The organism is Variovorax paradoxus (genome assembly GCF_009755665.1).
Classification (GTDB): Bacteria; Pseudomonadota; Gammaproteobacteria; order Burkholderiales; family Burkholderiaceae_C; genus Variovorax; species Variovorax paradoxus_G.
In genome coordinates, this window is record NZ_CP046622.1 from 2,065,485 (window position 1) to 2,086,891 (window position 21,407).

The window sequence follows — 21,407 nt, forward strand, 5'->3', positions numbered from 1 at the left end:
AGACTTCTTCCCCATTCCGAACCAACGCCCAATCAAACGGAGACCCCGACGTGAATCCCCAAACCCGCGAGAAGCTGATGCAGGTCAGCACCGCCACCCTGTGCACGGCCCTGTTCAAGCGCGGCCTGCGCAACCAGTTCATCCAGAACGTGCATCCGCTCAACCCGTCGTTGCCCAACATGGTGGGCGAGGCGTTCACGCTGCGCTACATGCCCGCGCGCGAAGACCTGAACCCCATCACCGTGTTCAACGACCGCAGTCACCCGCAGCGCCAGGCCGTGGAGCAATGCCCAGTGGGCGCGGTGCTGCTGATGGACAGCCGCAAGGACGCGCGCGCCGCCTCGGCCGGCGGCATTCTGGTGAGCCGGCTCATGAAGCGCGGCGTGGCCGGCGTGGTCACCGACGGAGGCTTTCGCGACAGCCCCGACATCGCGAAGCTGGGCTTTCCTGCGTACCACCAGCGCCCGAGCGCGCCGACCAACCTCACGCTGCACCAGGCCATCGACATCAACGTGCCCATAGGCTGCGGCGACGTGGCCGTGTGGCCCGGCGACGTGGTGGTGGGCGATGCGGAGGGCGTCATCGTGATTCCGGCGGACATTGCCGATGAAGTTGCGGCCGAGGCCACCGAGATGACCGTCTTCGAAGACTTCGTGCAGGAGAAGGTGCTCGAAGGCCGCTCCATCCTCGGCCTCTATCCGCCGACCGAGGAGCAAAGCCGCACCGAGTTCGCCGCCTGGCGGCAGGCCCGCGGCCGCTGACAGCCGGACTTTCATTCATCCGACCACGACAACTACAGCAACGAGAGACAAGACCATGCCCTTCATTCAACGCGCCGCGCGGCTGCTGCTCGCCGCATCCACATTCGCGTCTGCATTCACGCTGGCACCCACCCTGGCGCTCGCGCAAGCCGAATGGCCCGCAGCCAAGACCATCACCTACGTCGTGCCCTTCACGGCCGGCGGCTCCACGGACATCGTGGGCCGCATCCTCGCCAACAAGCTGCAGGAGAGCCTGCACCAGTCGGTGGTGGTCGACAACAAGCCGGGGCAGGCCGGCGGCATCGGCGCCGCCTACGTGGCCAAGGCCGCGCCCGACGGCTACACGCTGTTCGGCGGCACCATCAGCACGCACGCCATCAACGCCAGCCTCTACAAGAAGCTGCCCTACGACCCGATGAAGGACTTCGAGCCCGTGTCGCTGGTCGGCCGGCTGCCCAACGTGCTGATCGTCAACAGCCAGCTCGGCGTGAACTCGGTGGCCGAGCTGATTGCGCTGCTCAAGAAGGACGAATCGAAGCGCACCTTCGCTTCTTCGGGCGCGGGAACATCGACGCACCTGGCCGGCGAGATGTTTGCCGACATGATCGGCGTGAAGCTCACGCACGTGCCGTACAAGGGTACGCCGCCCGCCATGACCGACGTGGCCTCGGGCCTGGTGCCCTTCATGTTCGACCAGGTGACCGCCGCGCTGCCCCTGGTGAAGAGCGGCAAGCTGAAACTTCTGGCCGTGACCACCGGCAAGCGCATTGCACTCGTGCCCGAGCTGCCGACCATGATCGAATCGGGCGTCGCGGGTTTCGAAATGTCGTCATGGCAGGCCGTGTACGCGCCCAAGGGCACGCCCAAGCCCATCATCCAGCGCCTGAATGCCGAGATCGTGAAGGCGCTCAAGCAGCCCGACGTGCAGGCCAAGCTCTCGGGCCAGCTGGCCATGGACATCGCCGCCAGCACGCCCGAAGAATTGCGCGATCACATGGCCCGCGAGATTCCGCGATGGGCCGAACTGGTGAAAAAGTCGGGCGCCACGGCCGACTGAAACCGCGGCGCCGTGGAACTGGCCCGGGGCCTTGCTGCCCGGGCCGGAATTTCTTTTAAAGTTCCTGAATCCTTCTGGCCATGATGCGCCCTCTATGCAAGGGTCAACATCAACCGGAGTGTTCAACGTGTTCCATCTCAAACGCAATCTCCCCGCCTGGGAGCGAATCATTCGCCTGTGCCTGGGCGCCTTCGCCGCAGCAGGCGCGTTCTACTTTCTGCCAGCCGGAACGCTTCGCCTCCTGGGGTTTGCCATGGCCGGGGTGCTTGCGTCCACCGCCATCGTCGGTTTCTGCCCGGCCTGCGCGATGCTCGGCCGAAAAGCGGCTGGCCCGGCGAAATGATCCGTGCGTCCGCACCGCTCATCGAAGCTGCATGCGCGGGAGACGAGCGGGCGCTGTCCCAATTGCTCTCCGTCTGCCAGCCCGATCTCAAGCGATTCGCGCGCCGGACATGCGCGAACAGCGAAGACGCCGAAGACGCCGTGCAGGTGGCGCTGTGGCAGCTGCACAGAAAAATCGGCACGCTCGGCACGGTGGCGGCCTTCGCCACCTGGCTGTTTCGCATTGTCGAGCGCGAGTGCTACCGCATATTCAGGCGCAGCTCTTCTGGAGGGGCTCTTCCGGAGCCTTCCGCAGAAGCCGCAGCGCCGCAAATTCCCACCGACCTGCGCTTGGACCTGACGAAGGCCATTGCCGCGCTTCCGGAGCCCTACCGCGTTGCGCTGGTCTTGCGCGATGTGGAGGAACTGACCGCCCCCGAAGTCGCGGCCAGCCTGGGCCTGAGCGTCGAGGCGGTGAAGAGCCGGCTGCATCGCGCCCGCGCGATGGTGCGGGAAAGCCTGATGAACGGCGGCTACTGGAGTCAGGAAGGCTGATCCGACGCGCCGCCGCGGTGGAGCGTGTGGGCTTCAGTAGGCGGCGCGAGACGCCGGCTCGGCGGCTGGCGGCGCGCCGGTGAAGTCGGCCGCCAGCTTTCGTGCGGCGCCGGCATACAGCAGCAAGTCGACACCCACCGCAACGAAGGTGCAGCCGAGTTCGAGGTAGCGGCGCGCCAGCTTCGGGTCTGAGGTCAGCGTGCCCGCCGCCTTGCCGGATGCCACGATGGTCCGCATCGCGGCTTCGATTGCGGCCTGCACCTCCGGGTGCCCGGGCCGTCCGCGATGACCCATGGACGCGGCCAGGTCGGCCGGGCCGATGAAGACGCCGTCGATGCCATCCACGCCGCATATTTCTCCGAGGTTGGAGAGCGCCGTCACGGTTTCCGCCTGCACGAGCAGGCAGACTTCTTCGTCGGCGATGTCCAGGTAGTCGGTGCGCCCGCTCCACTGCGATGCGCGCCCCACTGCGCTGCCCACGCCGCGAATGCCCAGCGGCGGATAGCGCGTTGCCGACACCAGTGCCCGGGCCTGTTCCGCCGTGTCGACCATCGGCACCAAGAGGTTCTTCGCGCCGATGTCGAGCAATTGCTTGATAAGCGCCGTGTCGCTCTGAACCGCCCGCACCACGGGCTGGGAGCCGTGCGGTGCCACCGCCTGCAATGCGGCAAGGGTCGAGCGCAGGTCGTTGGGCGCGTGCTCGCCGTCGATCAGCAGCCAGTCGAAACCGGCGGTGGCGCTCACCTCCGCCATGTACGGGTCGGCCATCGAAAGCCAGAGGCCGACTTGCGGCCGGCGCGCGGCCAGTGCCGTCTTGAAGGGGTTGTTTACGGGCATGGTTGATGTCTCTCTTGTAGGTGTTGCTGTGTGAAGCAAGCTCAGTCCAGCTGGCCCTGGCATACGTACTTGGTGTGCATGTAGTCGTCCAGCCCATGCACGGAGCCTTCGCGCCCGTAGCCGGAATCCTTTACGCCGCCGAAGGGCGCCGCCTCCGCCGCCAGCGCGCCTTCGTTGATGCCGACGATGCCGGCCTCCAGCGCGTCGGCCACGCGCCAGATGCGGCGCACGTCGCGCGAATAGAAGTACGCCGCCAATCCGAAAGGCGTGTCGTTGGCCTGGGCCACGACGTCCGCCTCGTCGGCAAAGCGAGTCAGGGGAACGACGGGCCCGAAAGTCTCTTCGCAGGCGCAGGCCATCGCCGCATCGGCGTTCACCAGCACGGTAGGCGCAAAGTAGTTCGGCCCCAATGCGGGCAGCCGCGTGCCGCCGGTGAGCAGGCGCGCACCGCGGGCGAGTGCGTCCTGCACATGCCGTTCGATCTTTTCGACGGCGCGCGCATTGATCATCGGGCCGATCTGCGAGCCCGGGTCGCTGGCCGGGCCCACCCGCAAGGCCGAGACGCGTGCCGCCAGCAGTTCGGCAAACTCGTCATGCACGGCTTCATGCACGAACACGCGGTTGGGGCAGACGCAGGTCTGTCCGCCATTGCGGAATTTGGCGGCCATGAGGCCATCGACTGCGGCGCCGATGTCGGCATCGTCGAACACGATGAAGGGCGCATTGCCGCCAAGTTCGAGCGACAGTTTCTTCAGCGTATCGGCCGAGCGCCGCGCCAGGTGCTTGCCGACAGGCGTCGATCCGGTGAAGGTGATCTTTCGCACCCGGGCATCGTCCAGCCACACGTCGACCACCTCGGGCGTGCGCTCGCGCGAGGCCGTCACGATGTTGAGCACCCCCGCGGGCACGCCGGCCTCCGCGGCAAGGGCCACCAGCGCCAGCGATGTGAGCGGCGTGTCCTCCGCCGGCTTGCACACCGCGGTGCAGCCCGCAGCCAGCGCGGGTGCAATCTTGCGCGCGATCATCGCGGCCGGAAAGTTCCAAGGCGTGATGGCGGCGACCACGCCCACCGGCTCCTTCATGGCGAACATGCGCCGGCCTGTGACCGGCGCGGGAATCACGTCGCCGTTGGCGCGCGTGGCCTCTTCGGCAAACCACTCGATGTAGCTTGCCGCATAGGCAACCTCGCCAATGCCTTCGGCCAGCGGCTTGCCCTGTTCGCGCGAGATCAGGCGGCCCAGGTCGTCCTGATGCGCAAGCACCAGGTCGTTCCAGCGCTTGAGGATTTGCGCGCGCTGCTTGGCCGGCGTTCGGCGCCACGCGGGGAAGGCCGCATGCGCCGCATCGACCGCGGCACGCGCCGCGTCGGCGCCGGAATCGGGCACGCGCGCAATCAGCCCGCCGGTGGCGGGGTCGGTCACGTCCAGCGTGCGGCCGGCGGCGTCGCACCATTCGCCCCAGATGAAGTTGGCCGTGCGTTGCAGTTGGGGGCGAGAGAGGGTAAGTGGCATTTGAAAATAGAAGTTCAGCTCACGATGCCAAGGTGCCACGGTACGAATTCATGGTCGCCCAGGCCCAGCACTTCACTGCGCGTGCGTTCGCCGGAGGCGTGGCGCAATATCTGCTCGAAGATCTGCTGCCCCAGCTCGGGCACCGAAAGCTCACCATCGATCACCACGCCGCAGTTGATGTCCATGTCTTCTTGCAGGCGCTTGAACATCGGCGTGTTGCTGGCCAGCTTGATTGTCGGTGCCGGCTTGCTGCCGAACATCGAGCCGCGTCCGGTGGTGAAGCAGATCAGCTGTGCGCCGCTGGCAATCTGCCCGGTCACGGCTACAGGGTCGTAGCCCGGTGAATCCATGAAGACGAAGCCGGTCTTGTCGATGGGCTCCGCATATTCGTACACCGCCTGCAGCGGCGTGGTCCCGCCCTTCATGGCCGAGCCGAGGGATTTCTCGAAGATGTTCGCCAGCCCCCCGGCCTGGTTGCCGTGCCCGACCACGCCGTTGAACTGCGCGTTCTGGCCGGCCGCGTAGCGCTCCCACCAGGCCAGCCGGTCGAGCAGCTTCTGGCCGACCTCGGGCGTTGCGGCGCGGCGCGTGAGCATGAATTCGACGCCATGAATCTCGGGCGTTTCAGAGAGGATGGCGGTGCCGCCATGGCGCACCAGCACATCCATGGCCGCGCCCAATGCCGGGTTGGCCGTGATGCCCGAGAAGCCGTCCGACCCGCCGCACTCCAGGCCGATCTTCAGGTGGTTGGCCCCCACTCGGGTGCGTTGCGCCGCGTTGGCCTCCGGCAGCATTTCCTCGATGGCGCGAATACCCGCTTCGATGGTCTGGCGCGTGCCGCCCACTTCCTGCATCACCATCGTGCGCATGAGGCGGCCCTGTTGGAGCCCCTGCGAGTCGACCAGCGCATCGACCTGGTTGCGCTCGCAGCCAAGGCCCACGATCAGCACGCCGGCCAGGTTGGGGTGGCGCGCGTAGCCGGCAAGGGTGCGGCGCAGCACGTCGAAATGCTCGCTCGGCGAAGACATGCCGCAGCCGCTGGTCTGCGCAAACGCGGCCACGCCGTCCACGTTGGGAAACGCCGCCAGGCGTTCGGGCGTGAAGTGCGCCGCAATGCGCTTGATGACCGTGGCCGAGCAGTTGACCGACGACAAGATGCCGATGAAGTTGCGCGTGCCCACGCGGCCGTCGGCGCGCACAAAGCCCATGAACGTGGCGCGCTGCGCCTCGGGCACGTAGTCCACCGGCCGCACGTCCTGGCAAAAGCCCGGGTCGCGGTACGAATCGACCAGCGTGAGGTTGTGGCTGTGCACGTAGTCGCCAGCCTCCAGGTCGCGCGACGCCACGCCAATGACGGTGTCGTACTTCTTCACCTGCTCGCCGGCCGCAATGGCGCGCGACGCGATCTTGTGCCCCGCGGGAACCTGCGCCCGCGCCCGCACGCCGAACTCGGCAATCGTCTCGCCCAGGGAGATGGGTGTCTTGGCAACCAGTACGTTGTCGTTCGGGTGCAGGCGGAGCAGGGGGCTGTCGTTCATCAACCCTTCTCCATCAGTTCCTTGAGATTGAGCCTGCGGATCAGGTCGGTCTCCTGGCGGTACACGGCTTCGACATACTTCCGATAGTCGGGGCCGTCCTGGTACATCACCGGGGCATCGATGCTGTCGGCCACCTTCTTGAACTCATCGCTGTTGACGGCAACGCGGAACGCGTCGCGCAGCTTCTTTTCCACCGCGGGCGGCAACCCGCGCGGCGCGCCGATGCCGTTGGGCGCTTCCACCACCACGTCGAAACCCAGCTCCTTGAGCGTGGGCGTGTCCTTGAAGCGCGGCGTGCGCGCTTCGCCCCAGGTGGCAAGCAGGCGCAGCTTGGCGCTTTCCACATGCGGGGCCCAGGAGCTGCTGTCGGCCAGCATGTCGACCTGTTCGCCCAGCACATCTTGCAGCGCCGCGGAGCCGCCCTTGTAGGCGATGGCGTTGAACTTGACACCCGCCGCCTGCGCGAACTGCTCCATTCCCACATGGGTGGCGCCGCCCACGCCGGCGTGGGCATAGCTGATCTCGCCCGGCCTGGCCTTGGCTTGCGCCAGCATGTCCCGCAGCGACTTGAAGGGCGAATTCGCCGGCACTGCTATGCCGAAGGTCTGGCCGGAGGTGCGGGCAAGGTAGCTCAGGTCTTTCAGCGGGTCGACCTGCACGGTGCCTATCTGCGCAAAGCGAGTGACCGAAATGGGAATCTGCCCGATGGTGTAGCCATCAGGCTTGGCGGAGGCCAGGGCCTTGGTGCCGATCATTCCCGAAGCGCCGGCGCGGTTTTCCAGCGCAATGGGCTGGCCGAGCTCTCGCGCCGCAATCTGGCAGATGGCGCGCATCGAACGGTCGGCCGTGCCGCCGGCCGGCCAGGGGCAGATGAAGGTGATGGGGCGGTCCGGATAGTCGGCTGCGAATGCGCGGCCGGCGGCCGTGGCAAGAGCGGCGGCACCAAGGCCGCCCAGCACCAGTTGGCGCCGCTGCAGGGAGCGATTGAAACTCATGGGGTTGTCTCCGACGATTTGTTTTCGAGAATTCAGGGCGCATTCTTCAGTAGACAATCATTGCAATCCAATGAAATAGCGGACTCTCTTCATAGCCTGGAGGTTATGTAGTTGAAAAGTCCCGCCACCACCCGCCATGAGCCAGATCGACCGCGTCCTGCGTTCCAACCTCAAGCTGCGCCACTTGCAAATGCTGGTGGCACTCGACCAGTTCCGCCACCTGGGGCGTGCGGCCGAGTTCCTTTCCGTCACGCAGCCGGCGGTCTCCAAGTCGCTGGTCGAAATCGAGCGCATGTTCGGCCTGGCGTTGTTCGAGCGCTCCACGCGCGGTACCGAGCCCACGCCTTATGGCGAGAGCGTGGTGCGCTTCGCACGCTCGGTGCTGGCCGACTACGACCGAACGCGCGACGAGATCGCTGCCGTGGCCAGCGGTGCGGCGGGCCGCACCAGCGTGGGCGCCATGGTGGTGGCCATGCCGGTGCTGATGGCCCGCGCGGTCGAAATGCTCAAGACGCGTTCATCGCAAACCACCGTGCTGGTGGAGGAGGGCGACCTCACGCGGCTGCTTCCCAAACTGCGCCTGGGTGAGCTCGACCTGTTCGTGGGTCGGCTTGAGCCCGGCTATGCCGCGCCGGATCTTGAAACCGAGGCCCTGCTTGCGGAGCCCATGACAGCCGTGGCACGGCCCGGCCATGCGCTGACGGCGAAGCGGCGGCTGAGCTGGGCCGACCTGGCAAAGGAGCGCTGTGTGATGCCGCCGCCCTGGGCGTCGCTGCGCGTCAAGCTCGACCAGATGTTCTTTCGCGACGGCGTGCATCCGCCGGCCGACATCGTCGAGTCGGCATCGTTCCTGGCGCAGGTCAGCTTCCTGCAGCAACGCGATGCCGTGGCCTTCATGGCGCGCTCCGTGGCGCGGCACTTCCAGCAGCAGGGCATGTTGCAGGTGCTGCCGCTCAAGGTTCCTATCGAGCTGCCGCCCGTCGGCCTCATCACCATGCGCGGCCGAAGGCGCACGCCCAGCACGCAGCAGCTCATCGAATGCCTGCGGCGTGCGGCCAAGGCAAGGCCGTAGCGGTAGGCGCCTGCATCCCCAATTTATGGGTACCGCACGAATGGCTGACTCGGGCACCATCCGGGCATGTATCTGCACACGCTGGTTGCCGGTCTGCCGCAGGCGGAGCGCGCGGCATTGGTCCAGGCCACCGAACTGCGCTCCTACCGGCGCAATGAAACCGTGCTCGCCGCCGACGAGTGGACCGACTGCATCTATTGCGTGGCAGGCGGGCTGCTGCGCGTGGTGGCGCATGGCAGCACCAGCGACGACGTCACCACCGAATTCATCCGGCAGGACGATTTCTTCTTCGGCTCTTCTTTCAGCGAAGACCGCTACCAGGTTGCACAGTCGCTGGTCGCGGCGCTTCCTTCGTCGGTGTACCTGATTCCGGTTTCCGAGATGCGCAGGCTGTGCGCGCTGCATCCGGAAATTTCATTGAAGCTGCTCGAGCTTGCCATGAAGCGCCTGAGCGCAATGCGCGGTCAGCTCCGGCGGATTTCATCGCTGCCCTCCGAAGACCTGGTCGGCCGCGTGCTGCACCAACTGAGCCAGCTGGCGCCTTCCACCACCGGCGGCTACGACAAGCGCATCACGCAGGCGGTGATCGCATCGTATGCGGGGCTTTCGCGCGAGGTGGTCAACAAGGCCATGCGCAACATGGAAGACCGCGGGCTGGTGCGCCGCGACGAGCACGGGTTGCACGTGTCTTCGGACTTTGCCGCCACAGACTTCGAACCGCTGCCCGACCGGCACGATGGCTGCGCGCATCCGGCCGCTGCATCGGACCCTAAATCCTCGAACGATTGAAGCCTGGAGCCCGTCCGCAGCGGATACGGCGCCGGTTTCCTTCTGCCAGATGTGAACAGACGCACATCGGCGCTTCGAAAGCGCGTGCGCGCAAAAGGTGTTCTCCATAGCATCGGGTTTCATCAACGCGCGCGGAGCTTGCAACGTGAAGGTCTTCAGATCCATGTTCCCGAACCCGGCTTGCACGAGCCGCTCGAGCCCACTGTTGCCGGCGGCGGCCCGATGAGCGCCGCCACAGCCGCTGCGGAGGTTGTGCGGCACCTCTTCGCGCAGGCGAACGCAACAGACCTCGCCTTTCTGATGCGGTCGATCGAGCTCGGCGACTCCCTGTCGGCATCGCAGATCGCTCGCCGCATCCTCGACGGCATTGCCGCGCACCCGGAGTCCAAGCTGTCTACTGTCGACGCACAGGGTGCGGACAAGATGCTGCACACCGAACGCATCGCATCCAAGGGACCGCTGACGCCCAGGGAGCTGAACGTGCTGCGGCTGATCGCCCAGGGCAAGACCAACCGGCAGATTGCCGAGGAGAGCAAGCGTTCGGCCCACACCATCGGCGCCCAGCTCAAGAGCATCTACTGCAAGCTGGCCGTGAAGTCGCGCACGCAAGCGGTTTGCGAGGCCACGCAGAAGGGCCTTCTCAACTGGAACGCGTCTTCCTGACGCAGGCGGCGGAGCGGACCCGGTACGCGCCTATTTCGATGGCGCCGCCGGCGCAGCCGGCGCAGTAGTCGACGGAGCCGTGGTCTGCGGCGCACTCTGCATCGGGGTGTCCGGCTTCACCGGGCCTTCTTCCCGCGTCTGCGTCAGCAGGTTGTAGAGCAGCGCCAGCAGGAACACGACGATGGCCGCGCCCACGCCCCACCGAAAAACCCGCCTGTTGTCGCGCTCGTCACTTCTCGCTTGTTGAGCCTTCATCTCGATCGCCTTTCAGTGCAGTGAGGCAACGCTGCATCGGCTCACGGGCCGGGGGTGTCGGACAGCGGCGCGCGCCCCTGTCGCGAAACACCCGAAGCGCCCAAAGCGCACACCGCCGCAGCAATGCGGCGCCGGCCTACGCGTTTGTGCTCCGTGCCGCACTCGCGCAAAACATCCAGGCGTCAAAGATTCGGGCATGCAAAGCATTGCAAGGACAAATTCTTCAGCCGTGCACGCGGCGACCGGGAGCCGTGCGAGATCGGCCATCAAGACAGGCCTGATCGCGGGCGCGTTCGCCAGCGTGGCATCGAGCATCGCACTGGCGATCTGCGGCCGCTACGAGACCGGCAGTTCCGCTGCAACCACCAACGCCACCAGCCACTGGGTATGGAACCGTGAGGCCCTGTTCCGCAGGTCGCCGTCATTGCGGCACACGGCGCTCGGCTATGCCATCCACCACGGCTCGGCCACCTTCTGGGCGGTTCTCTATGCGTGGCTCCACGCCAACCGGCGTCCTGCGCAATCGGTGCCGGCTGCGCTGGGGAGCGCCGGCATCGCCGCGGCTACCGCATGCGCGGTCGACTACCTGGCCACGCCCCGGCGGCTGACTCCCGGGTTCGAACACCACCTGTCCAAAGGCGCCATGGCAGCGGTGTACGCCAGCTTTGCCGTCGGCCTGGCGCTGGGCTGCGCAGTGGCGAACCGCGAGCGCACGCGGTGAGGCCCGGCTGGCCGCGGCATGGGGAAAGGCGAACAGTGAGGGTAGTGATCGTCGGCGCATCCGGCTTTCTCGGGCGCGCATTCGCCCAAGCCTTCGCGCACCGCGGGGCGGACTTGCTGTGCACCGCGCGCGACGCCGACAAGGCACGCGCGGAGGCCGGCTGGCCGCAGACCCATGCGCAATGGGTCTCCGCAGACCTGGCCGAGGTTCCCCTCGCTTCGTTCTGGACGGAACACCTGCGCCCCGGTGATGTCGTCATCAACGCGGCCGGCGTGCTGCGCGAGCGCCGCGCCGGCGAGTTCGATGCCGTTCATCACCTGGGGCCGGTGCAGCTTTTCGACGCGTGCGCCGCGGTGGGCGTCGCGCTGGTGATCCAGGTCTCGGCCTTGGGCGCAACGCCCGCCGGGGCCAGCGGCTACTACCGCAGCAAGGGCGCCGCAGACAGGCACCTGCGGCGGTGCCGGGTGGCGTCGGCCATCGTGCAGCCTTCGCTGGTGTGGGGCGACGAGGGTGCGAGCGCGAATCTCTTCGCCGCGCTGGCCGTCATGCCGATGCTGGTTCTGCCCGGCGGCGGCCGCCAATGGCTGCAGCCGGTTCACCTGCATGACGTGGTGGCGGGCGTACTGGCGCTGGCGGAGGCGCGGCCCGTGGGCAGCCGCACCATCGCCTTCGTGGGCCCCGAGCCGGTGAGCTTGCGCACCTACCTGGCCGACCTGCGCCGGCAGCTCGGCTATGCGCACCAGGCGTGGGTGCTGCCGCTGCCCGAGAGCCTGTTCAGGTGGGGCGCGACGCTGGCCGGGCGGTGGAAGGGCAGCTTCCTGGACGCCGAAACCGCCGGCATGCTGCTGCAAGGCAATGCCGCGCCCGCCGCCGACCTGGAGGGCTGGCTCGGGCGGGCGCCGCGCTCGCACCGGGCTTTCATTCCCGCCCATGGCATGCCGGCGCTGCGCCGCGCCGCATGGCTGCAATGGATGCTGCCGCTGCTGCGCTGGTCCGTTGCGCTGGTGTGGATCTGGACCTTCGTCGTCTCCATCGGGCTCTATCCGCGCGACCAGAGTCTGGCGCTGCTGGCCCGCGTGGGCGCGAGCGGCGCATGGGCCGAGCTGCTGCTCGACGGCGCCGCAGTGTTCGACCTGGCCCTGGGCGTCGGCACGCTCGCGCTGCCCGCCGCTTGGCGCGGCCGCGTGCTGTGGCCGCTGCAGTTGGCGCTGATCGCCTTCTACACAGCGGCCATCACGTGGGCCATGCCGGAGTTCTGGCTGCATCCCTTCGGCCCGCTCTCCAAGAACCTGCCGATGTGCGCGGCCATCGGCCTGCTCTGGGCCATGGAGCCGCCCACGCACCGCGGCACGCCGCCTCGAACGCCTCCTTGAAAGCCGCACCATGGAATACCTTGTCTTGAAGTACGTACACGTGATCTCGTCGACGCTGCTGTTCGGTACCGGTATCGGCTCGGCCTTCTACCTGCTGGCCACCACCCTGTCCGGCGACGTGCGGGCGATAGCGGTCGTCTCGCGCATGGTGGTACGTGCCGACTGGCTCTTCACCGCAACGACGGCCGTGCTGCAGCCGGTCACGGGCCTGTGGCTGGTGCACCGCATGGGCATGCCTCTCTCTACACCGTGGCTCGCGGCCTCGCTGGTCTGCTACGCGCTGGCCATCGCCTGCTGGCTGCCTGTCGTCTGGCTGCAGATGCGGCTGCGCGACCTGGCGGCGCAAGCGGCCGAGGGCAATACGCCGTTGCCGCCGCGCTACTGGCGTCTCTTCAAGTGGTGGGTGGCACTGGGCGTGCCCGCCTTCTTTCTCTTTCTTGCGCTGTTCTGGCTCATGATCGCCAAGCCCGCGCTCGGCGGCGCCTGACTGGTCAGGCCATGGCCTTTGCGCGCTCGATGATGCCGCGCACCATGAACGATAGCGTGCAGAGATAGCGCGCGTCGGCCGAGAGCGAGCGGCTCATCGCAAGAGCCAGCTCCTCGAAGTCCCGGTCGCCCGGTCCCCGGCCCGGATCGCCGTTCCCCTTGGCAAGCGACTCGGTGATCCGGCTTTGCGCCTGCAGGTAATCGGCGCGCAGAAGCACGCTGCGCGCAAGGAGCACGTCCAGGTTCAAAACGTCCAGTGCAGTCATGTGGCGTGCCCTTTCTTTACCCCAGTGCCGTGTCGAGCACCATCATCAGCACAAAGCCGACCATCAGGCCGCCTGTTGCAAAGGCCTCGTGTCCCTGGCGGTGCGACTCCGGAATGATCTCGTGGCTGATGACGAACAGCATGGCGCCCGCCGCCAATGCAAGGCCCCAGGGCAGCAGGCTGGCGGTCAGCGTGACCACCGTGGCGCCCAGCACCGCCATGGCCGGTTCCACCAGGCCTGAAGCCACGCCAAGACCCACCGACATGAAACGCCCGTAGCCCACGCCGCGCAGCGCAAGCGCCACGACCATGCCTTCGGGCACGTCCTGGATAGAGATGCCCGTGGCCAGCGCGGTGGCCGCCACCGGGTCGGAACCCGCGAAGGCGACGCCGATCGCCAGGCCTTCGGGCAGGTTGTGCAGCGCAATGGCCAGCACGAAGAGCCACACCCGCTTCAGCTTCATGGCCTTGGGCCCTTCGAGGCCCTTCACGAAATGCTCATGCGGAACCATGCGGTCGATGGCCAGCAGCAGCGCCGCGCCGAGCAGCACACCCCCGCCCACGATGCCTCCGGCGGCCCAGGTCCCGGCGCCTTGGGCTTGCGCGGCCTCCAGGCCCGGTATCACAAGCGAGAACGAAGTGGCGGCAAGCATCACGCCGGCGCCGAAGCCGAGCATGGTGTCGCAGCTGCGCTGCGAGAACTGCTGCGAAAGAGCCACCGGCAGGGTGCCCAGCGCGGTCGCCAGCGCCGCCAGGCTGCCGCCCAGCAAGGCGCCACGCACCCGTGCATCGCCGCGCAAGATCGCCTCGGCCGCCTCGAAGGCCACCAAGCCCAGCCCCAGTGCGACGATGCAGAAACCAAGCACTCGACGCACGGGTCGCATCCTGGAGCCTCGCGCAAACAGCAGATCAAGAGTCGTCATCTTCGAACAAGCGATACGCCCGCAAAAAAGGCGGCGACCACCATGGCCGCCGCCAAACTCGCACCCACGGGAAAAATGGTTGTCGAGTCGGTGTGTTCACCCAGTCGCAGATTCGGGGCGGGTTCGGGCGCTTCGCGTAGGAACGTTTCTCGTGTGGCTGGCAGCGCAGACTACATACGGGGCCTCCGGGCCGATGCCCTGAGGACTTCTGTTCGCAAGCGCTCTGGAGTGGCTTCTCAGCTGCTTGCGAGTTGCTGGCGCAGCGCCTGGGTATAGCGCTCGCATTGCGCCTCGAGGCGTCTTTGCTCGACGGGTTCGGGAGCATCCTGCGCCGCCAGCCGGTAGTGGCCGAGCTGGAAGGCCAGGTAAGCCGGCGTGTAGAAGCCCAGCAGCTCCGCATCGATCCGGCAGCCGCGCCGCGAGAGGCCGTCGACCAGCCGGCTCAGCTCTTCGGCGGTCAGCCCCAGCTCGGCCTGCGCACCGACGACATCCCACGCCGGGTCCTGGCAGCCGATCAGGTCATGGCCCGCGTGGTGGTCCACCGCATCGGTCTTGAAGATGCGGCTGTCGTCCGCCAGCCATTCCCATGCGTGCATGCGGTTGTCGGTCTTCACGCGGTGCACGCGGCCCTGCAGCCGTTCGGCCTGCCCCTGCAATCGATCCCATGCGCCCGCCAGCCCGTTGCCAAGGGCCTCGGCGCTGTTGTGCAACCCCATTTCATGCAGTGCCCGCAGCGACGCGCCGTTGTCTTCCGCGGCGGGAAAGCTGTGCGCGCGAAATGCGATGTAGTCGGCAAGGCGCTCGACCAGGCGCGCCCGCAGTTCCGCGCACTGCAGGCGAGTGGGCGACAGCGGCGCCATCTCGCCATGCCATTGCTCCACCATGAAGCCATGGCAGAGGCCCGCGACGAAAGGGGAGAAGCCGGCCTCCGCCAGCCTCTTCGCACAGCCGAAGCGCTGCCGCGCGGCGTGGCCCAGGCCGATGAACTTCGCCAGCCAGGCGCCGCCGCTGTTGTGCGCCAGGAATTTGCGCCGCTCTTGCCACGGATGAGCCGGGGGCACATCGCCGTGGCCATGGCCATGTGCGCGGCGCCACGCGCCTCCGGTGATCTCGGCGAGCGGCGCCTGAAGCGGGCCGACCAACGCCTCGACCCAGCCCTGCAGCCGATGCGCGGGATGGTCGGCGCGCAAGATCAGCTCGTCGAACTCGACCACATGCACCGAAGCCTGCGTCCACAGCGCGCGCGTTTCGTCATTGGCCTGGACCCCAGGGCCGTTCGCGTGGCCTGGAAAGAGATGAACGCGGTCCGCGGGCACGCCCTCATCGCGCAGCTGCCGCATCACACCCGCCATGGACGATCCCGAAAGACCCGGCCCTTCATCGACGATGGCGTGGTGCGCCGCTGGCCTTGCAAGCGGCGTGTCTCCCAGCGAAACACGGCGATCGAAGGGATGCCCGACCGGCCTTAGTGTGAGCGGCGCAGGCGCATCGAGTGCCACCGCCGCCATCGCGGCCAGGCTGGTGCCGATGCTGCGAAGGCCGATCACGTGCCACGGACCGGCCCGCAGCCGCTTGGCGGCGGCGAAGTGGCCTTCCGGATACAGCGCATAGAACGCGTAGCCTTCGGGCTGCTTCACTTCCAGCTCGATGGAAGGAAGCCGGGCCTCGCAGGCGGCGAGAAGATCTTCCAGCGAACCTTGCTGCAGCTCATGCGCAAAGGCTGCCTCCCACGACTGTGTGCACAGCTTGGCAAAGGCCATGGTGAGCGCCATGGCGGCATCCGTTTCGGGCGAGGTCGCATCTCGCTTTCCGGCCGCACGAAAGCGCGCATCCGCAACGCCCTGAACCAGTTCACCCGCTTCGATGAGTGCATCGACGAGCAGGCTGTGCCTACCAAGGCCTGCCGGTGAAGCCCGCGCATCTGCAAGCTGGCCGCGCAGCCGCGCCAGCTTCCGGGCGGCCGGCTCCCGCCGCGTCGTGTCTCCATAGACCAGCATCAGCGAATCCGCATGTGGCGGTATGCAATGGCCTGGAACGCATCGAAATCCGGAACCTCCCATGGCGCGCGGTTCAGTTCGCGGTGGCGTGCGAGCCATTCGGTCCAGCAGGCGAACTGCGCAGGGGAGGGCGACACCAGCGCCCTGCGGCTTTTCATCTGCTCGAGCGCATCGAGCGGGCGATCGCCGCGAAACACCATCACGCACAGCGCGAGCGTGGCCGAGCGGCCGATGCCGTGTTCGCAATGAATGAGCACGCGTTCACCGCGGTCGAGCGCGGCGCTGGCAAAGGCCACGCCCTCATCGAGCTGCTCGGCATCGACGCCGCACATGTCCTCGGTCGGCAAATGCAGCAGCGTCATGCCGTGCCGGTGAAGCACGGCCTCGTCGTCCTTGGCCTCGTTGCGCAGGTCGACCACCGCGCGAATGCGATGCGCGGAGGCGAGCTCTTCGGCCCGCTCCGACGGAAAGCTGCCACCGACGGCAAGCTCCTGCGTGATCCAGCTGAAGTTGGGTGTCCAGGTCTTCATGGTTCGTAGTCGTCGAAAAAGATCCATGGCAACCGGCATGCCCGAAGGGCGCCGCCTATGTTTTCGATACGCCACGTTATTTGCGCTCATCAATGCAGTCAACCATGCACCACGGTGCTGTCCTGTTCCTTCGCAGAAAAATTTCTGCTAGGTTTTTTCAACACGCTTACACCACCACGAACATCGGCACTCATCCGTTCTCTCTCCATGAAAATTTCAGTCCTCGGTACCGGCTACGTAGGTCTCGTCACGGGCAGTTGCCTGGCGGAGATCGGCAATGAAGTCGTCTGCTTCGACGTCGATCAACGCAAGGTCGAAATCCTGCAATCGGGCGGCGTGCCGATCCACGAGGAAGGCCTACCGCAGCTCATCGAACGCAACGTGCGCACCGGGCGGCTGCACTTCACCAACGATGTGGCGCGCGCCGTGCACCACGGCGACCTGATCTTCATCGCGGCCGGCACGCCGCCCGGCGAAGACGGCAGTGCCGACCTGCAATACGTGCTCGCCGCCGGCCGCAGCGTCGGCCGCCACATGCAGGGCTTCAAGGTGGTGGTTGAGAAGTCCACCGTGCCGGTGGGCACCGCCGGCAAGCTGCGCGCAGCCATCGAGGAAGAGCTTTCGGAGCGCCGCAGCAACGGCGACCATGCCGCGGGCAGCGGCTTGCAGGGGGTCCCGGTCGCCATCGTGTCGAACCCCGAGTTCCTCAAGGAGGGTGCGGCCGTCGATGACTTCATGCGGCCCGACCGCATCGTGGTGGGCACCGAGCCCGGAGAGGCGGGGCGCCATGCCAGGGAAGTGATGACCCGCCTGTATGCGCCTTTCAACCGGCAGCGCGACCGCATGATCCACATGGACGTGAAGGCGGCCGAGTTCACCAAGTACGCCGCCAACGCCATGCTCGCCACGCGCATCAGCTTCATGAACGAGCTTGCAAATCTTGCGGAAAAAGTGGGCGTCGACATCGAGCAGGTACGCCGCGGCATAGGCTCCGATCCGCGCATCGGCTACAGCTTTCTGTATGCGGGGCTGGGGTACGGTGGCAGCTGTTTCCCCAAGGACGTGCAGGCGCTGGTGCACACCGCCGCCACGCACGGCCAGCGCCTGCATGTGCTGGAGGCGGTGCGCGCTGTGAACGACGCGCAAAAGCAGGTGCTCATAGAAAAGATCGTCCGCCGCTTCGGCGAAGACTTGCGCGGCCGCCGCTTCGGCGTGTGGGGGCTGGCCTTCAAGCCCGACACCGACGACATGCGCGAAGCGCCGAGCCGCCTGGTGATCAAGGCGCTGCTGGTGCGCGGCGCCGAAGTCGTCGCGCACGACCCCGTGGCCATTGCCGAGGCGCGCAGGGTGCTTGCAGGCGACCTGGACGGCATGCCCGAGCTGATTGCGCGCCTGCGCTACGTCGAGAACCCGATGCAGGCCGCGGAAGACGCCGACGCGCTGGTCATCCTCACCGACTGGAAAGCCTTCAAGAGCCCCAGCTTCAGTGCATTGAAGACCGCGCTCAGGCAGCCGCTGATCTTCGACGGACGCAATCTGTACGACCCCGAGATCCGGTCGCAGGGTTTCGACTACCTGGCCATCGGCCGCTGAACAAAGACAGACCAACACACAACAGGAGCTTCGATCATGCGTGTCTACAACTCCCAACGCCGCATTCTCGTGACGGGCGGCGCGGGCTTTCTCGGGAGCCACCTCTGCGAGCGGCTGCTGGCGCAAGGCCACGACGTGCTGTGCGCCGACAACTTCTTTACCGGCACGCGGCGCAACGTGGAGCACCTGCTTGGCAACCCGCACTTCGAGCTGATGCGCCACGACATCACCTTTCCGCTGTATGTGGAGGTAGACCAGATCTACAACCTGGCATGCCCCGCCTCGCCGGTGCACTACCAGCATGACCCGGTGCAGACCACCAAGACCAGCGTGCATGGCGCCATCAACATGCTGGGCCTTGCCAAGCGCGTGCGCGCGCGCATCCTGCAGGCTTCCACCAGCGAGGTGTATGGCGACCCCGACGTGCATCCGCAGCCCGAGAGCTACTGGGGCAAGGTCAACCCGATCGGCGTGCGCAGCTGCTACGACGAGGGCAAGCGTTGCGCCGAGACGCTGTTCTTCGACTACCACCGCCAGCACCAGGTGGACATCCGCGTGGCGCGCATCTTCAACACCTACGGGCCGCGCATGCATCCGCGCGACGGACGCGTGGTGTCCAACTTCATCGTGCAGGCGCTGCGCGGCGACCCCATCACCATCTACGGCGAGGGCCTGCAGACGCGCAGCTTCTGCTTTGTCGATGACCTGGTGGAAGGGCTCAACCGGTTCATGGACGCGTCGCCCGGCGGGACCGGTCCGGTGAACATCGGCAATCCGGTCGAGTTCACCGTGCGCGAGCTTGCGATGCAGGTCATCCGTCTCACGGGCTCATCGTCCAAGCTCGCGTTCGCTCCGCTGCCTTCGGACGACCCCATGCAGCGCCGGCCGGACATCCGCCTTGCCAAGGAAATGTTCGGCTGGCAGCCGAGCGTTCAGCTCGAAGAAGGGCTGCGCAAGACCATCGAATACTTCGACGGCCTGCTATCGGCCGGAGAGCTTTCGCCGGCTCAGCTCGCCGGCATGCGCGACGGTGCCGTGGTGCCGGCGGCCGCAAAAGGCAACACCGTGCACGCCCGGTTCGACGCATAGCGCCGGACCATGCTCGCGCAGAACTCGGCAAACTCCTCGGGTTGCTGCGGCGGGCTGGTGTGGTGCGGCGCAATGCCGCGGTGCTCGGGCGTGAAGCAGAAGGTGAGCGTCACGTCGAAGTCTTCCAGCGCGCGCATCTGGCGGTCGAACCAGCGCTCGGCGTTCGGCCGGAAGCTGTCGGCCCAGCTCAGCCCGGTGCGCAGGTGGCGCACGCCGAGCCGCTCGAGCCAGCGCACCGCGTCATCGAGCCGGTGGTCTTCGAAGTGGAACCACTGGCAAATGCCCATCGAGGGCGTGTAGCTCGCAAACTGCTCGCATGCGAGCTTGGGCGTTCCGTCTTCGCGCAGCAGGCCCATGTGAAAGTGCCGGTAATAGCTCGATCCCTCGGCCTCGCGGTGCCGCGTGGTTGCCGGCCAGGCCTGGGGCAGGTCGTAGAGCGAATACCAGAAGATGCGCGGCACCCGGCCGATCAGCAGCTCCGCCGTGCGGCGCAGCCCGAACTCCTGCACCTCTTCAGCGCCGAAGGTCGACACGCCGACTTCGGTCACCCACACCGGCAGGTGCGTCACCGCCTCGATCTCGGCGATGCGGCGCGGCCATTCGTGGATCTGCCAGTTGTTCCAGTCCAGCGGAAAGCCGTGCACCGCCACCGCGTCGAGCCCGTCGAGCACGCCGCGGTCGCGCAGCCCGGCCATGAAGTGCGCGTCGATGGGTGAAATGCCGCCCAGCACCTGAGTGAGCGTGCTGTTCTCTGCGCGCACGGCACTCGATGCGAGCTTGACCATCTGCGCGTAGGCCGACCAGTCGGGGTCGAGCTCGAGGTCCCAGTGCGACTTGTTGTTGGGCTCGTTCCAGAACTTGACGGCTTCGATCATGCGAGCTTGCTCCTCTTCGTGTGGCGCGGCGCATGTTCATGCGCACGGGGTTTGCGTTCGGGCGGGGCGGCGGCTTCGGCGTCGCCGCGAATGAACGCCTCCACCAGCTCGCGCGCCTCGTCGTCGGTGAACTGCTGCGGCGGAGACTTCATGAAATAGCTCGAAGGCGCCAGCACCGCGCCGCCCACGCCGCGGTCGAGCGCGAGCTTGGCGCAGCGCACCGCATCGATCACCACGCCTGCGGAGTTGGGGGAGTCCCACACCTCGAGCTTGACCTCGCACTGCAGCGGCACGTTGCCGAAGGTGGTGCCTTCCATGCGGATGTAGCACCACTTGCGGTCGTCCAGCCACGGCACGTGGTCGCTGGGGCCCACGTGCACGTCGCTCGCCTTCATGGGGTGGCCGAGCTGGCTCGTCACGGCCTGCGTTTTCGAGATCTTCTTGGACAGCAGCCGATCGCGTTCGAGCATGTTGAGAAAGTCGGTATTGCCGCCGAAGTTGAGCTGGTAGGTGCGGTCGAGCCGAACGCCGCGCTTCCTGAACAGGTCGGTGAGGATGCGATGCACGATGGTCGCGCCCACCTGCGACTTGATGTCGTCCCCGATGATCGGCAGGCCGCGTTCGGCAAAGCGCCTTTCCCACTCGGGCCTTGAGGCGATGAACACCGGCACGCAGTTGACGAAGGCGCAGCCGGCCTCCAGCACCTGCTGTGCATACCACTCGGTCGCTTTCTCGGAGCCCACGGGCAGGTAGGAGACGACCACGTCGGTCTTGGTCTCCTTCAGGATCTTCGCCACTTTCTGCGCCTTGCCGGGCGCGAGCGGCACCACCTCCTTCAGGTAGGTACCGATGCCGTCGTGCGTGGGGCCGCGGTGCACCGGCACGCCGAGCTTGGGCACATCGGCAAAGCGGATGGTGTTGTTGGGCGCCTCGTAAATGGCTTCGCCCAGGTCGCGCCCGACCTTTTGCGCATGCACGTCGAAGGCGGCGCTGAACTCGATGTCCGACGGGCGATAGCCCGCGAGATCGAGATGCATCAGGCCGGGAATGAAGTCGGTGCCCTGGGCGTTGCCATAGAAATGAACACCCTGCACCAGTGAGGAGGCGCAGTTGCCCACTCCGACGATTGCGACACGTATCTTGCTCATGTTGGAGACCTTTGCGAGAGCCGCCGCGCATGCACGGGGCGGACGTGATTGAA

The 21,407-nt window shown here is 66.8% G+C and carries 23 protein-coding genes; 12 read left to right on the forward strand and 11 right to left on the reverse strand.

Annotation, left to right across the window (positions count from 1 at the left end; translation table 11 throughout):
• Positions 1-50 precede the first annotated feature (50 nt).
• From GOQ09_RS09660 to GOQ09_RS09675, 4 genes are all read left to right on the forward strand, one after another.
• Positions 51-761: a ribonuclease activity regulator RraA gene (locus GOQ09_RS09660; RefSeq protein ID WP_157613223.1), complete on the forward strand. Its 711-nt coding sequence runs from the start codon at positions 51-53 to the stop codon at positions 759-761.
• A gap of 55 nt (positions 762-816) precedes the next feature.
• Positions 817-1,818, forward strand: coding sequence for a Bug family tripartite tricarboxylate transporter substrate binding protein (locus GOQ09_RS09665; RefSeq protein WP_157613224.1), 1,002 nt, complete (start codon positions 817-819; stop codon positions 1,816-1,818).
• Between the two features lie 118 nt (positions 1,819-1,936).
• A complete protein-coding gene (locus GOQ09_RS09670) occupies positions 1,937-2,161 on the forward strand; it encodes a YgaP family membrane protein (protein ID WP_242631050.1) in 225 nt (74 codons plus the stop codon).
• Positions 2,158-2,694, forward strand: a complete 537-nt coding sequence (locus GOQ09_RS09675) for an RNA polymerase sigma factor (protein ID WP_157613225.1) — start codon at positions 2,158-2,160, stop codon at positions 2,692-2,694. The genes GOQ09_RS09670 and GOQ09_RS09675 overlap by 4 nt, the downstream gene beginning before the upstream one ends.
• Before the next feature lie 33 nt (positions 2,695-2,727).
• Here GOQ09_RS09675 and hpaI read toward each other — a convergent pair whose 3' ends face one another.
• Genes hpaI through GOQ09_RS09695 form a run of 4 tightly spaced genes read right to left on the reverse strand, consistent with a single transcriptional unit; the run spans position 2,728 to position 7,575 of the window.
• Positions 2,728-3,531: a 4-hydroxy-2-oxoheptanedioate aldolase gene (hpaI, locus tag GOQ09_RS09680; protein ID WP_157613226.1), complete on the reverse strand. Its 804-nt coding sequence runs from the start codon at positions 3,529-3,531 to the stop codon at positions 2,728-2,730.
• Between the two features lie 41 nt (positions 3,532-3,572).
• Positions 3,573-5,042 (reverse strand): NAD-dependent succinate-semialdehyde dehydrogenase, encoded by a 1,470-nt coding sequence (locus tag GOQ09_RS09685; RefSeq protein WP_157613227.1) that lies wholly within the window; start codon positions 5,040-5,042, stop codon positions 3,573-3,575.
• A gap of 14 nt (positions 5,043-5,056) precedes the next feature.
• Positions 5,057-6,580 carry a UxaA family hydrolase gene (locus GOQ09_RS09690; RefSeq protein ID WP_157613228.1) on the reverse strand — a complete coding sequence of 508 codons (1,524 nt, stop codon included), beginning with the start codon at positions 6,578-6,580 and terminating at the stop codon, positions 5,057-5,059.
• On the reverse strand, positions 6,580-7,575 hold the full coding sequence (locus GOQ09_RS09695) for a tripartite tricarboxylate transporter substrate binding protein (protein WP_157613229.1): 996 nt from the start codon (positions 7,573-7,575) through the stop codon (positions 6,580-6,582). The genes GOQ09_RS09690 and GOQ09_RS09695 overlap by 1 nt, the downstream gene beginning before the upstream one ends.
• A gap of 136 nt (positions 7,576-7,711) precedes the next feature.
• On the opposite strand from GOQ09_RS09695, the gene GOQ09_RS09700 reads away from it, so the two are divergent.
• The 3 genes from GOQ09_RS09700 (at position 7,712) to GOQ09_RS09710 (ending at position 10,099) form a co-directional block, all read left to right on the forward strand.
• Positions 7,712-8,647: a LysR substrate-binding domain-containing protein gene (locus GOQ09_RS09700; RefSeq protein ID WP_157613230.1), complete on the forward strand. Its 936-nt coding sequence runs from the start codon at positions 7,712-7,714 to the stop codon at positions 8,645-8,647.
• Between the two features lie 66 nt (positions 8,648-8,713).
• Complete coding sequence (locus GOQ09_RS09705; protein WP_157613231.1) at positions 8,714-9,436, forward strand: Crp/Fnr family transcriptional regulator; 723 nt, start codon at positions 8,714-8,716, stop codon at positions 9,434-9,436.
• A 222-nt stretch (positions 9,437-9,658) separates the two neighbouring features.
• Positions 9,659-10,099, forward strand: a complete 441-nt coding sequence (locus GOQ09_RS09710) for a helix-turn-helix transcriptional regulator (protein WP_157613232.1) — start codon at positions 9,659-9,661, stop codon at positions 10,097-10,099.
• 30 nt (positions 10,100-10,129) lie between these two features.
• On the opposite strand, the gene GOQ09_RS09715 is transcribed toward GOQ09_RS09710, so the two are convergent.
• Positions 10,130-10,354: a hypothetical protein gene (locus GOQ09_RS09715; RefSeq protein WP_157613233.1), complete on the reverse strand. Its 225-nt coding sequence runs from the start codon at positions 10,352-10,354 to the stop codon at positions 10,130-10,132.
• A 229-nt stretch (positions 10,355-10,583) separates the two neighbouring features.
• On the opposite strand from GOQ09_RS09715, the gene GOQ09_RS09720 reads away from it, so the two are divergent.
• The 3 genes from GOQ09_RS09720 to GOQ09_RS09730 are packed head-to-tail and all read left to right on the forward strand — an operon-like array spanning position 10,584 to position 12,935.
• Positions 10,584-11,075, forward strand: coding sequence for a hypothetical protein (locus tag GOQ09_RS09720; protein ID WP_242631051.1), 492 nt, complete (start codon positions 10,584-10,586; stop codon positions 11,073-11,075).
• Between the two features lie 35 nt (positions 11,076-11,110).
• Positions 11,111-12,448 (forward strand): SDR family oxidoreductase, encoded by a 1,338-nt coding sequence (locus GOQ09_RS09725; RefSeq protein ID WP_157613235.1) that lies wholly within the window; start codon positions 11,111-11,113, stop codon positions 12,446-12,448.
• A 10-nt stretch (positions 12,449-12,458) separates the two neighbouring features.
• Positions 12,459-12,935, forward strand: a complete 477-nt coding sequence (locus GOQ09_RS09730; RefSeq protein WP_157613236.1) for a DUF2269 family protein — start codon at positions 12,459-12,461, stop codon at positions 12,933-12,935.
• 4 nt (positions 12,936-12,939) lie between these two features.
• Here GOQ09_RS09730 and GOQ09_RS09735 read toward each other — a convergent pair whose 3' ends face one another.
• The 4 genes from GOQ09_RS09735 to GOQ09_RS09750 all read right to left on the reverse strand — a co-directional run bounded on the left by GOQ09_RS09735 (position 12,940) and on the right by GOQ09_RS09750 (position 16,649).
• Positions 12,940-13,200 (reverse strand): hypothetical protein, encoded by a 261-nt coding sequence (locus tag GOQ09_RS09735; protein ID WP_157613237.1) that lies wholly within the window; start codon positions 13,198-13,200, stop codon positions 12,940-12,942.
• 16 nt (positions 13,201-13,216) lie between these two features.
• On the reverse strand, positions 13,217-14,083 hold the full coding sequence (locus tag GOQ09_RS09740; RefSeq protein ID WP_157613238.1) for a ZIP family metal transporter: 867 nt from the start codon (positions 14,081-14,083) through the stop codon (positions 13,217-13,219).
• Between the two features lie 275 nt (positions 14,084-14,358).
• Complete coding sequence (locus GOQ09_RS09745; protein ID WP_157613239.1) at positions 14,359-16,119, reverse strand: hypothetical protein; 1,761 nt, start codon at positions 16,117-16,119, stop codon at positions 14,359-14,361.
• Positions 16,119-16,649: a protein-tyrosine phosphatase family protein gene (locus GOQ09_RS09750; RefSeq protein ID WP_157613240.1), complete on the reverse strand. Its 531-nt coding sequence runs from the start codon at positions 16,647-16,649 to the stop codon at positions 16,119-16,121. Before GOQ09_RS09750 ends, GOQ09_RS09745 begins: the two co-directional genes overlap by 1 nt.
• Positions 16,650-16,856: 207 nt before the next feature.
• Here GOQ09_RS09750 and GOQ09_RS09755 point away from each other — a divergent pair, with 207 nt between their 5' ends.
• Positions 16,857-18,242, forward strand: a complete 1,386-nt coding sequence (locus tag GOQ09_RS09755) for a UDP-glucose dehydrogenase family protein (protein WP_157613241.1) — start codon at positions 16,857-16,859, stop codon at positions 18,240-18,242.
• Positions 18,243-18,278: 36 nt separating this feature from the next.
• Positions 18,279-19,331, forward strand: coding sequence for a UDP-glucuronic acid decarboxylase family protein (locus GOQ09_RS09760; RefSeq protein ID WP_157613242.1), 1,053 nt, complete (start codon positions 18,279-18,281; stop codon positions 19,329-19,331).
• Here the strand turns inward: GOQ09_RS09760 and GOQ09_RS09765 are convergent.
• Positions 19,250-20,206 (reverse strand): glycosyl hydrolase, encoded by a 957-nt coding sequence (locus GOQ09_RS09765; RefSeq protein ID WP_157613243.1) that lies wholly within the window; start codon positions 20,204-20,206, stop codon positions 19,250-19,252. The two genes, GOQ09_RS09760 and GOQ09_RS09765, sit on opposite strands and share 82 nt — an antisense overlap.
• The gene (locus tag GOQ09_RS09770; protein WP_242631052.1) at positions 20,203-21,354 is read right to left on the reverse strand and encodes an inositol-3-phosphate synthase; all 1,152 of its coding nucleotides are present in this window, start codon (positions 21,352-21,354) and stop codon (positions 20,203-20,205) included. The genes GOQ09_RS09765 and GOQ09_RS09770 overlap by 4 nt, the downstream gene beginning before the upstream one ends.
• Between the last annotated feature and the right edge of the window lie 53 nt (positions 21,355-21,407).

Excerpts from the sequence above, each read along its gene's own strand:
- GOQ09_RS09730 (WP_157613236.1), top strand. The coding sequence starts at position 12,459 with ATGGAATACCTTGTCTTGAAGTACGTACACGTGATCTCGTCGACGCTG.
- GOQ09_RS09745 (WP_157613239.1), bottom strand. The coding sequence starts at position 16,119 with ATGCTGGTCTATGGAGACACGACGCGGCGGGAGCCGGCCGCCCGGAAG.
- GOQ09_RS09695 (WP_157613229.1), bottom strand. The coding sequence starts at position 7,575 with ATGAGTTTCAATCGCTCCCTGCAGCGGCGCCAACTGGTGCTGGGCGGC.
- GOQ09_RS09700 (WP_157613230.1), top strand. The coding sequence starts at position 7,712 with ATGAGCCAGATCGACCGCGTCCTGCGTTCCAACCTCAAGCTGCGCCAC.
- GOQ09_RS09770 (WP_242631052.1), bottom strand. The coding sequence starts at position 21,354 with ATGAGCAAGATACGTGTCGCAATCGTCGGAGTGGGCAACTGCGCCTCC.
- GOQ09_RS09760 (WP_157613242.1), top strand. The coding sequence starts at position 18,279 with ATGCGTGTCTACAACTCCCAACGCCGCATTCTCGTGACGGGCGGCGCG.
- GOQ09_RS09665 (WP_157613224.1), top strand. The coding sequence starts at position 817 with ATGCCCTTCATTCAACGCGCCGCGCGGCTGCTGCTCGCCGCATCCACA.
- GOQ09_RS09735 (WP_157613237.1), bottom strand. The coding sequence starts at position 13,200 with ATGACTGCACTGGACGTTTTGAACCTGGACGTGCTCCTTGCGCGCAGC.
- GOQ09_RS09715 (WP_157613233.1), bottom strand. The coding sequence starts at position 10,354 with ATGAAGGCTCAACAAGCGAGAAGTGACGAGCGCGACAACAGGCGGGTT.
- GOQ09_RS09710 (WP_157613232.1), top strand. The coding sequence starts at position 9,659 with ATGAGCGCCGCCACAGCCGCTGCGGAGGTTGTGCGGCACCTCTTCGCG.
- GOQ09_RS09685 (WP_157613227.1), bottom strand. The coding sequence starts at position 5,042 with ATGCCACTTACCCTCTCTCGCCCCCAACTGCAACGCACGGCCAACTTC.
- GOQ09_RS09750 (WP_157613240.1), bottom strand. The coding sequence starts at position 16,649 with ATGAAGACCTGGACACCCAACTTCAGCTGGATCACGCAGGAGCTTGCC.
- GOQ09_RS09690 (WP_157613228.1), bottom strand. The coding sequence starts at position 6,580 with ATGAACGACAGCCCCCTGCTCCGCCTGCACCCGAACGACAACGTACTG.
- GOQ09_RS09765 (WP_157613243.1), bottom strand. The coding sequence starts at position 20,206 with ATGATCGAAGCCGTCAAGTTCTGGAACGAGCCCAACAACAAGTCGCAC.
- GOQ09_RS09675 (WP_157613225.1), top strand. The coding sequence starts at position 2,158 with ATGATCCGTGCGTCCGCACCGCTCATCGAAGCTGCATGCGCGGGAGAC.
- hpaI (WP_157613226.1), bottom strand. The coding sequence starts at position 3,531 with ATGCCCGTAAACAACCCCTTCAAGACGGCACTGGCCGCGCGCCGGCCG.
- GOQ09_RS09705 (WP_157613231.1), top strand. The coding sequence starts at position 8,714 with ATGTATCTGCACACGCTGGTTGCCGGTCTGCCGCAGGCGGAGCGCGCG.
- GOQ09_RS09755 (WP_157613241.1), top strand. The coding sequence starts at position 16,857 with ATGAAAATTTCAGTCCTCGGTACCGGCTACGTAGGTCTCGTCACGGGC.
- GOQ09_RS09740 (WP_157613238.1), bottom strand. The coding sequence starts at position 14,083 with ATGCGACCCGTGCGTCGAGTGCTTGGTTTCTGCATCGTCGCACTGGGG.